A 10,215-nucleotide genomic window follows, 5' to 3' on the forward strand; every position below is an offset into this window, starting at 1 on the left:
ATGCCGCTCATTTCCATCATCGTGCCGTGCTACAACGAGCAGGAATCGCTTCCTATCTTCCTTAAAGAACTCGACAACGTCGTCCATACCATAGCCCAAGATGATCCAAGCGTCTCCTTTGAGGCGATCCTCATCGACGATGGCTCGGCCGACGAAACAATCGCTGTCATGAAAGCAGAGGCCGCCTGCAACCACACCTACGCCGTTCGTTGGTACTCCTTTTCACGAAACTTTGGCAAAGAGGCGGGCCTATTTGCCGGCCTCCAGCATGCAAAGGGCGATTATGTCGCCACCATGGACGCCGACATGCAAGATCCGCCCTCGCTCCTACCCCAAATGTACAAGATCCTGCAGACCGAAGACTACGACAACGTGGCCACGCGTAGAACCACTCGCGAAGGCGAGCCTCCCATCAGGTCGTTTTGTGCGCGCATGTTCTACAAGATCATCAACCGCATTTCTAGCGCCGACATCGTTGACGGGGCACGCGACTTTAGGCTCATGAAGCGTCCGATGGTCGACGCCATCATCTCCATGGGCGAATACAACCGGTTTTCCAAGGGCATTTACGGCTGGGTCGGCTTTAAAACCAAATGGCTCCCCTACGTAAACGTCAACCGCGTAGCCGGCGAGACCAAGTGGAGTTTCTGGTCGCTGCTCCTCTACTCCATCGACGGCATCGTTGCATTTTCCACAGCGCCGCTCTCCATTGCCGTCCTCATCGGCATCGCTTTTTGCCTCATCGCCATACTGGGATTCATCATCATCCTGGTCAAAACACTCGTTTGGGGAGACCCCGTTGGCGGATGGCCCTCACTCGCCTGCCTCATTTCGCTGTTTGGCGGCATGCAACTTCTGTGCCTGGGAATCATTGGCGAATATCTGGCAAAGGTCTACCTGGAGACCAAGCGTCGCCCCATCTATATCATTCGAGAGTCTAATGAGGAATCTGATGACACGACCCAATAACCGCACGCTCGTAAACGCCGCATTCTATGTAACCTGCTTTGCGTTTTCCGCCGCGCTTTTTGTGGCGCTTGCCGCGGCAGGACACGTCTACCCCTTTGGCGACAACTCGTTTCTGACCGAAGACCTCAAGTATCAATACATCGACTTTTTCTCATGGTTTCGCCGAGTCCTTCTAGGCGAGGCGAATCTTCGTTACTCCTTCGCCCAGGGACTCGGTATGAACACGTGGGGGCTCTACAGCTACTACCTCGCAAGCCCCTTCAACCTGCTCTGCGTGTTGTTTCCCCAAGACAAGCTTACGCTCTTTGTATTTGTCATCAGCGCGCTCAAACTTGGCTGCGTCCATATCAGCAGCGCTTGGTATGTGCAAAAACGCTTTGGCCTGTCAAAGCCCGCAGCATTCCTGTTTTCCGCATCGTTCACCTTTTGTAGTTGGACCGTCAGCAATCTGCGCAACCCGCTTTGGATTGATTGTCTTATCTTTCTCCCCATCTGTGCCTACGGATGCTACGAGCTCATTCGCAAACAGAGGATGGCGCGACTCATCATCGCGACAGCGCTCAACGTCATGTTCTGTTGGTATACGGCATACATTAGCATCCTGTTCTTGTGCATCTTCGTGCTGGTGGAGTTTGTCGATTACAATACCGCTGAAGGATTTAGCTGGAGGCTCATGCTCGATCGGGCACTTCGGTTCGCCGGTGCCATGGTGCTTGGACTACTCCTGTCCGCTTGGACGTTCCTGCCGACCATCCTCGCCATGGCCAAGGGCGGCCCTATTCTGGCACTCGGCCCGCTGTTCAGAACCGGTCCTAAATCGCTTGTCAGGGGCTTTATCCCCTGCATGTGGAGCAACAAACACAACACACCGCAGTTCTATAGTGGCATCATCATGATGCTGCTTGCACTGAGTCTATTGTTTAACCGCAAGGTCCCAGCCAAGACACGCATCGCAACCCTCGTCGCAACTGTCATCCTCATCGCAAGCTCCATCTTAAGCCCACTCGAGTACATCTGGTGTGGCATGCGCGTTCCCAACGGGTTCTATTCGCGTACTCCCTTTTTGCTGAGCTTCTTTACCCTATGGGCTGCAAGCTACGCCTTGCAAACGCTAAAGAACCAACCCAAATGTCTGCGAGCTTATCGTCCCGCCGTCGTCATGCCCCTGATAGCGCTTACCGTTATCGAGCTGTTTGCCAACGCCCACGTTATATGGAATCAACTGTACTCAGGCTATTCCGAAGACGCCAACACTACCTATGTAGCTAGCGCTACAAATGTCCTCGCGGCCATTCAAGAAGAAGATCCAGCGCCGTTCTACCGCATCGACCGCACGACCACGCGCGCCGGCAGCGCGGCCCTCAACGAAGGCCTGGCGCTAGGCTACAACCAGCTGTCGTCGTACTCGTCTGCCAATAACCCGCAGGCAATTGCGCTGCTCAACTCCCTTGGGTACAGCAGCGTCGGTGAGTTTTCGACCCGCTATGCCGAGCCCATTCTTGCCGTCGACGCTCTACTGGGAGTCAAGTACGCCATCGCCGAGCACGCCCCCGCAGGATACATTACGACCAAGACGGCCCAAAACGGCACCGAGAGCACGGTCTACGAGAACCCTTACTCGCTTAGCGTTGGCGTCGCAGCATCAGACGACATCAAGAATAGCGAGCTTAACGGTGCGAACCCCTTCGAGAAGCAGAACGACCTGTACAGCAAAATCCTAGGCCGCAATGTAGGGCTCTATGCCAAGATCGAGGCCACAACCATCCAGGATAGTCAGAACTCAAAGCAATGGAACGTCACCGTGCCGGCGGGATCCATCGGATATCTCTACATCAATAAAAACGCGAACGCCGGCAGCTATTGGCCTGTCGCCCTCACCATCGACCAGCGAACTATCCAAAACGAGGCCTGGAGATTCGACAACAATATCCGCCAGATTGCGGGCACTTTGGATAGCCCAAGCTCGCACAACATAGCGATGGTGCCAGCAGAGGGCTACACCGACATACCGCAAGGCGACGAGCCTGTCTTTTACGCCCTGAATCTGGATACCTTTGAGCAAATCATCGATGAGCTTAAGGCAAGCGAGTTTGTTCCGACGGTTTTTGAAGACGGCGAGATCGAAGGCGAGTACATCGCCAAAGATGACGGAACCTTGCTGCTGAGCGTTCCGTACGATGAGGGCTGGAACGCGACGGTCAACGGAGTCGCCGCTGAGCTAGCGCCTGCAGCCGATAAGGGCCTGTCATGCCTAAACGTGCAGAAGGGCACGAACAAGATCGTAATGACGTATAAAACCCCGGGAGCATCTGCAGGGCTTACAATAAGCTTGGCGACCGCCACCGCTCTTGTCGCAGCAGGACTTTACGCTAGGCACAGGAAAAGCCGCCGTTAAAGAACGGCGGCTTTATCTCTCGCAAATTTCAGAGCGGCTAGAGCGTCTTAATGTAGGGAGTGGCCCGTGTTCGCGGGCCTCGACTTCCTCGAACACAGAGTCCAGGCTCCCTTTGACGGAGAATAAACTGTGGGGTAACAAAAAATCTTTTGCGCACTTGGACAGCTGACATATCTAGACAACGAAAGACATGGCATATGCCTTCGGTATGATTCGAGTTGCTGAGATTCGAACAACCAAGGAGGCGCAGTCATGTCCGCACCCATCGTATCAGTCGACCACGACGCGATAAATGCCGATCTGTCGGAGCTTGTGAGAAAACGATCGTGTCCCCACCGCCATGCTCGCCGCATCGTTTATGTTCCTGTGCGGCTTAAGCCTCGCAACTGGTTTTATCCTCGACTCCGTGGCAAAGGTCGAAAAAAAGCAATGGGAAGTCAATGTGTATAGCAAATACACCTTCGGTGACTATCGCAACGACAACACGAACGCGAGGTAAACCGCCCCTACGCCGTTCGGTTGGTACTCCTTCTCACACAACTTTGGCAAAGAGGTGGGCCTATTTGCCGGCCTTCAGCATTTAATCCGCCTCGCGCACGAGCGGCCGCGTGCGGTTTACTTCGAGCGCTCGGCGATCAAACTCCGAATGAGGTCGACGGTCGCCTCGTAAGAATGCGGGCGGTCGAACTGTGCCGCCGCGAGCTCACGCGCCACGCGACCCATGCGCGCGCGTCCTGTCTCGTCCTCGACAAGCTTGCAAATCACCCTGGCGAGCCCCTCGGCGTCACCCGGCACAACGTTCACACCAAAGCCATCGCGCACGACCTTCTCACGAAACTCGGCGTTCATGGACGTGTTGATCATGGGACGTCCCGAGGCCAGGTAATCGCCGATCTTGGTGGGCACGCTCTGAGGCGCGTTCGCCACCAGCGAGTTGACCACAATGTCGGACGCCTTGAGCCAAGCCGCCATGGCGCGGTACGGCATGTAGCCCAAAAGCTCAGCAGGCGCCCCGGTTCGCTCAACCGCCCCGTCGACAGAGGCGCGCTCGGGGCCATCGCCAAGAATCTTGAGCCTGAGCTCGGGATGCGCCTTGGCAGCTATCGCCACAGCTTCGACGAGCGTCTCCAAGTCGTAGAGCGCCGAGATATTACCCGCGTAGGCAACCCAGACCTCGCCCTCGGGCTTTTCCACGGAGCCGACGTTCTCAGCGGCGCCCGCGTCAAACTCCTCGAGGTCGTTGCCCACGTACACCACGAGCTTGGGGATGTCCTCGGCGCGGTCGCGGAAGGGGCGCGCGGCGTATTCGTCGGACGTGCCCACCACGGCGTCCGCCAACGCGTACGCGCGGCGAGCTTGGCGCTCGAACGGAGCGAACGCTATGTCGGAGAGCACCGGAACGTCGAGCGCGATACGGAAGGCCTCGGGCCACAGGTCGTTCACGTCGACCACGAAGGGGATGCCGTAGCGTTTCGCGGACCGTCCCACGGCGAGCGTCACATCGTTGGGCGGAATCTGGCAGTAGATGAGGTCGTAGTCGTGGTCCGCATCGAAGTACGCCGTCACGCGCTTGGCCATCACATGGTGCGCCCAGATGCGCTGGGGGCACATGTTGGCGGGATAGCTCGGCTCGGCAATGAACTTCACGTTGAACGCGTGCATACTCGTGTCGAACGTCGCCAAATCACGCTGGCGCTTCTCCCAGTGCTGGAAGCCGCTCGTGATGAAGTCGACTTCGAAGCCGCGCTCCACGAGAAGCGTCGCGAGGAACGTGTAGCGCGTGGCACCCTTGACCTCGTGGCCAAGCTTGGCATCGGCGCTGAATATGGCTATGCGCGGTTTGCGGCTCATGGATCATCCCTTGGTAGCGTGCTAGTGACGGCGCTTGGAGACCAAGCGCATGATGGAGTTGTACGAGAAGCTCAAGCGGTTGAGGAGCGTGGCCATACGGTAACGCTGCTCGCCGCGCGCCCACTGGTCTATGTCCGCACGCCTCAGTTCGCGTCGGAACGCCCTGGCGCGCGCACGCCCACGGCTGCGCTCCTCATCGAACAGCAACGCGATGTTGTAGTGCGTGTCCACGATGAGGTGGACCTTCTCGCGCAGGTAGCAGACAGACTCATTCGAAAGCTTCTCCCCGCTCGCGGCGCACACCTCGCCGTACTCGCAGCGCTCAAGGTAGTCCAGGAGCTCCATGACCACGCGGTCGTGATCGTCCCAGCGGCGCACGTAGTTCGCCTGGCTCACAGACTGGTTCTCGTTGCCCACCAGGTACTGATACACCTCAATATCGAGGTAGCAGATGGTGGAGGCGGGCACACTTGCCTTGACCACGTACTCGTAGTCCTCGTAGAAGGTGTGCTCGAGCAGATGGATGCCGATACCACGCAGGTAGTCCGTACGAGCGGTAAGCGTGTGGATCATGATCTGGAACACGGTGTCGCCGTTGGTGAGAACGCTGGAGAAGTCGAGCGCACGACCCGTGACGACGCCCTTGGCGAGCGGGAACGGACGCTCCTCGCCAGAAGCCATGTCGATCTCGCGCTTCTTGTCTACCACAAGGTCGCAATCGAGGTCGGCAAGACGCTCGAGCAGCTCGGCCATACCGTCCGCGTTCACCCAGTCGTCGCCGTCCACCACGCGGAAATAGCGCCCGCGCGCCTCGGCCAGAACGGCGTTCACGGCCGAGCCGTGGCCTCCGTTCTTCTTTGAGATAACGCGGATCACGCCATGGCTGCGCGCGGCGAAGTCCTCCGCAAGCGCGCGGGTGCCGTCGGTGGAGCCATCGTCCACCACGACGACCTCGAGCTTGCCCATGAATCGCGGGTCGAGGTAGGACTCAAGACCTCGCGCGAGGTAGCTCTCGACGTTGTAAGCAGGGACAGCAACGGTAAGCTGCGGCGCAGATGTATCAAACGTGCTCTTGGACACGGGAGCTCCTAACGGGAGAACGTGGCTTTACGGTACGCGAGGCCGGCACGCGACCTCATGAGGTGGATGATGCGGCCGGCGGCGCACCACACCAGAGCGCTGTGCGTCTTGAGGAGGCCCACGCACACGCGGGCTCCCCTGCCCTGCGGGCACGCATCCAGGACGAGCGCGCGGAAGAGCTCGTCGTCCATGATGCTGCGGCAGAAGGCCACGCGGCCCGCATGGTTCAGCCCCGCGCGCGCATCGCAGTTGCGCTCGAGCGCGGACAAGATGTAGCGCGCATAACGAGCCCCGAGGCGGGAGCGAACATCGGCGGAATCGAGGCCCCACGACACCTGTTGGCGGTATACATCGTCGATGCGGCGGCGATGCACCTCGTAGTACTCGGGCACGAATTTGGCCGTCAGGTTGGCGGCCACGCGCTTCTCGTAGCGGTACAAGGGACGCGCAACGAGCGCAAGGTTCTCAACGCGGTTAAAGACCGCAACGTTGAAGACGACGTCCTCGATGAGGGGTACGGTCTCGAACGCGATACCGTCCAGCACCTCCGCACGGTAGACCTTGTTCCACGCATAGCCCAGAAGCGTACGGTCCTCGAGGTCAAGAACCTGCGCGTGCGCATCGGAACCCAAAAAAGTCCCGTCAAGCGCCGGCACAATGTCGTGCGCATCGCATGCGGAACCATCAGAATCGAGGAGCTCCTCGGTAAGCCCGAACACCACGACGTCGGTCCTGGCCCCCGCATCGGCCTGGGAACGGATCTTCTCGGCACAGCGCTCGAGCAGGTCGGAAGCGTACGCATCATCCGGATCGGGCATCCATACATAAGAGCCGCGCGCCGCCGCGATGCCGGTATTGCGCGCGCCGGACAGGCCTTGGTTCTCCTCATGACGCACAAGACGAATGCGCGCGTCTTGTGCGGCAGCCGCCTCCACGATCCTAGCTACGTTATCGGGAGAAGCGTCGTCAACGCAGATGAGCTCCCAGTCCGCACACGTTTGGGCACGGACGCACGCTATGGCATCGGGCAGGTAGGCCGCCACGCCATAGCAGGGCATGATGATGGAAAAGAAGGGGCGGCGCTCACTCGCGGCCGCCTCGTCGCACGCGCCGGACATGTTAGTCGAACTGCGTTGCGAGAGTCTGTGAGGACACCGACGACGCCTCCCTATTGATTGCACGTTAGCGGCAGATGCCGCCCTTGCGGAATAACATATGTTAACACAGGGGCGCTTGCTTGATTTCTCACCTCGACGAGCTACACACAATCAGGAGAGTCGGGTGCGCGCTTATGGACAGGCGGCAGGCGGCTCCGCTCATGAGAACACAAGCAGGACCCCTACCCCTTCGCGTTCTCCTTCGCGCGGGCGCGGGCGACCCGCTTGCCGCCCACAAAGCTGCCCACTTTGCGTGCAAAACCTTCCACGCCGTTGGCGCGCACGAAGAATGCCACCTCGCTTGCGAGGTACTTCACGCGCGGCCACACCGACACGCGGCGGCCGGTAATGCCCATCTGCTCAAGGTAGAAGCGCTTACGCTTGGGCGAGAGCTTGGGGTGGTTAATAACAATGTCGGCATCCATGCGCGAGAACACGCGGCGCGTGCCATCCTGGACAATGGGGTTCTCCCAGCCGTCGTCCACGATGCCGCCGTGAATGTAGTTGAAGCCACGCATGTAATGCGCCTCGAGAATTCCGCGATCCGTCACGTTCAGGCGTTCGAGGATATCCGTCATGTCGCACCAACGGTCGAACGGCAAGGCCACGGCACTGTCCTTCTTATGATTGTACGTAGCGCCCGGCAGGTCGAAACGGTAGTGGTAGAACGACTCGTCGAACGTCATGATGGCGTGCGCCTGGCAGAACGCCTCGATGAGGAACGGATTGTCGGCCCAGCCGGCACCCGGGTACGGCACGAAGCGGATTCCGCACTCGTTCAAGAAGTCGCGACGGTAGATGGCGCTCCAGATGCTGGGGTGCTGCTCCACCATGATGGGGAGGTCGGTCAGGGTCACGGGATGCGTGGTGTTGGGCAGGCGGTGCGCCAACGCGCATTGCTGCTCGTACTGCGTATCCGGGTCATCCCAATCGTGCACATCGATCCAAGGACACTTGACGATGTCCACCGGCCCGTCCACCATGGCAGCGCGCTCGAGCATGCACTGGTACATGGCGGGGTCAACCCAGTCGTCCGGCTCGATGATGGAAACCCACTCGCCGCGGGCCGTCTCAAGGCCGCGGTTGCAGGTGGCGCCGTAGCCCTCGTTGGGCTTGTCCACCACCACGACGCGCGGGTCGCGCGCCTCGAACTCGCGCAGGATCTCGAGCGAGCTGTCCTTGGAGCCGTCGTTTAAGCAGATGATCTCGAGCTCGCGGTGCGTCTGCGAGCAAATGCTCTCCAGGCACTGGGCGAGGTACTTCTCCACGTTGCACACAGGAATGATGACGGAAACGAGCGCGCGAGCGTCGGATTTCATGCAGAACGACCTTTCAGGGACACGGCGGCGAAGCGCATCACGCACCAAGCCGAGTTCTTATCTGAACAAGGATACCAAGGCGAGCAGATCGCGAGTCACGTCATTCGCCCTGAACTTAAATTACCAGACAACCCGCTACTGCCCCTGAGCCTTATACTGGGCCTCGGTAGCGGCCTTGACGGGCTCCCACCAAGCGCGATTCTCGGTGTACCAGGCGATGGTCTGGTCCAGGCCCTCGGAGAAGTCGGTGTGCTGGGGCTGCCAGCCCAGCTCGCGGCGGAGCTTCGTGCTGTCGATGGCGTAGCGGCGGTCGTGGCCCGGGCGGTCGCGCACCCAGTCGAAGTCATCGGCGGGCCTGCCCATGCGCTCGAGAATCGCGCGCAGCACGTCGATGTTGGAGCGCTCGCCGTCGGCGCCGATGAGGTAGGTCTCGCCCATCTCGCCTTTCGTGAGGATGGTCCACACGGCGCTCGAGTGGTCGTCGGTATGGATCCAGTCGCGCACGTTGCGTCCGTCGCCGTAGAGCTTGGGGTGCACGCCGTCCAGGATGTTGGTGATCTGCCTGGGGATGAACTTCTCCACGTGCTGGTAGGGGCCGTAGTTGTTGGAGCAGTTTGAGATGGTGGCGCGGACGCCGAACGTGCGGTGCCAGGCGCGCGCCAGGTGGTCGGAGGCCGCCTTGGTGGAGCTGTACGGGGAGCTCGGGCGGTACGGGGTCTCCTCGGTGAAGCGCGCTGGGTCGTCCAGCGCCAGGTCTCCGTAGACCTCGTCGGTAGAGACGTGGTGGTAGCGCACGCCGAATTTCCGCGCAGCCTGCAGCAGGCAGAAAGTGCCCTCCACGTTGGCGCGCAGGAACGGCGTGGGGTCGTCGATGGAGTTGTCGTTGTGGCTCTCGGCGGCGTAGTGCACGATGGCGTCGTGGCCGGGAACGAGGCAGTCCAGCAGCTCGGCGTTGCAGATATCGCCCACGACGAGCTCCACGCGGTCGGCGGGCAGGCCCGCGATATTCTCGCGGTTGCCGGCGTAGGTGAGCTTGTCGAGCACGGTCACGTGGACCCCTGGGTGGTTCTTCACCACGTAGTGCACGAAGTTGGAACCAATGAAGCCGCAGCCGCCGGTGACGATGATGTTCTTAAGTTCGAAGTTCTCGGTCAATGCTGCTCCCCTATTCCTGGCCATTGTCGTCTGTTTGCTCGCAAGCGAAAGGGAAAGCAAGGATTCAGATAGTTAAAATCAATATATCAATAATTCAGCAAACACGAGTCGAATACCATATTCTTTAATTATAGGTTGATCGGGGGTTATCGGGATACCCCCCGTTGCAACATACTCAAAACGAAAAGGGGCCGCACCGTTAATCAGAACGGCTCGGCCCCTTTCGTGACAGTATTGGGGGGTGTTCCTATAGTTTTGTCAACTGGGAAATGCTCTCCGTGCGACCGGA

The 10,215-nt window shown here is 59.5% G+C and carries 7 protein-coding genes; 2 read left to right on the forward strand and 5 right to left on the reverse strand.

Translation table 11 applies throughout. From position 1 onward, the window contains the following. Together DW029_RS08925 and DW029_RS08930 are read left to right on the forward strand one after the other, a co-directional pair. Window positions 1-969, forward strand: a complete 969-nt coding sequence (locus DW029_RS08925) for a glycosyltransferase family 2 protein (protein WP_118345849.1) — start codon at window positions 1-3, stop codon at window positions 967-969. Beyond that, a complete protein-coding gene (locus DW029_RS08930; protein ID WP_158572653.1) occupies window positions 953-3,364 on the forward strand; it encodes a YfhO family protein in 2,412 nt (803 codons plus the stop codon). The genes DW029_RS08925 and DW029_RS08930 overlap by 17 nt, the downstream gene beginning before the upstream one ends. Before the next feature lie 615 nt (window positions 3,365-3,979). Here DW029_RS08930 and DW029_RS08935 read toward each other — a convergent pair. The 5 genes from DW029_RS08935 to rfbB form a co-directional block, all read right to left on the reverse strand. After that, the gene (locus DW029_RS08935; RefSeq protein ID WP_199582629.1) at window positions 3,980-5,215 is read right to left on the reverse strand and encodes a glycosyltransferase family 4 protein; all 1,236 of its coding nucleotides are present in this window, start codon (window positions 5,213-5,215) and stop codon (window positions 3,980-3,982) included. Window positions 5,216-5,236: 21 nt separating this feature from the next. Then, window positions 5,237-6,295 (reverse strand): glycosyltransferase family 2 protein, encoded by a 1,059-nt coding sequence (locus DW029_RS08940; protein ID WP_118345851.1) that lies wholly within the window; start codon window positions 6,293-6,295, stop codon window positions 5,237-5,239. 8 nt (window positions 6,296-6,303) lie between these two features. Then, a complete protein-coding gene (locus tag DW029_RS08945) occupies window positions 6,304-7,413 on the reverse strand; it encodes a glycosyltransferase family 2 protein (protein WP_118345852.1) in 1,110 nt (369 codons plus the stop codon). Between the two features lie 221 nt (window positions 7,414-7,634). Continuing rightward, window positions 7,635-8,771 (reverse strand): glycosyltransferase, encoded by a 1,137-nt coding sequence (locus DW029_RS08950; RefSeq protein WP_118345853.1) that lies wholly within the window; start codon window positions 8,769-8,771, stop codon window positions 7,635-7,637. A gap of 135 nt (window positions 8,772-8,906) precedes the next feature. After that, the gene (rfbB, locus tag DW029_RS08955) at window positions 8,907-9,926 is read right to left on the reverse strand and encodes a dTDP-glucose 4,6-dehydratase (protein ID WP_370220285.1); all 1,020 of its coding nucleotides are present in this window, start codon (window positions 9,924-9,926) and stop codon (window positions 8,907-8,909) included. Window positions 9,927-10,215 lie beyond the last annotated feature (289 nt).

Source organism: Collinsella sp. AF38-3AC (assembly GCF_003474365.1).
Lineage (GTDB): Bacteria > Actinomycetota > Coriobacteriia > Coriobacteriales > Coriobacteriaceae > Collinsella.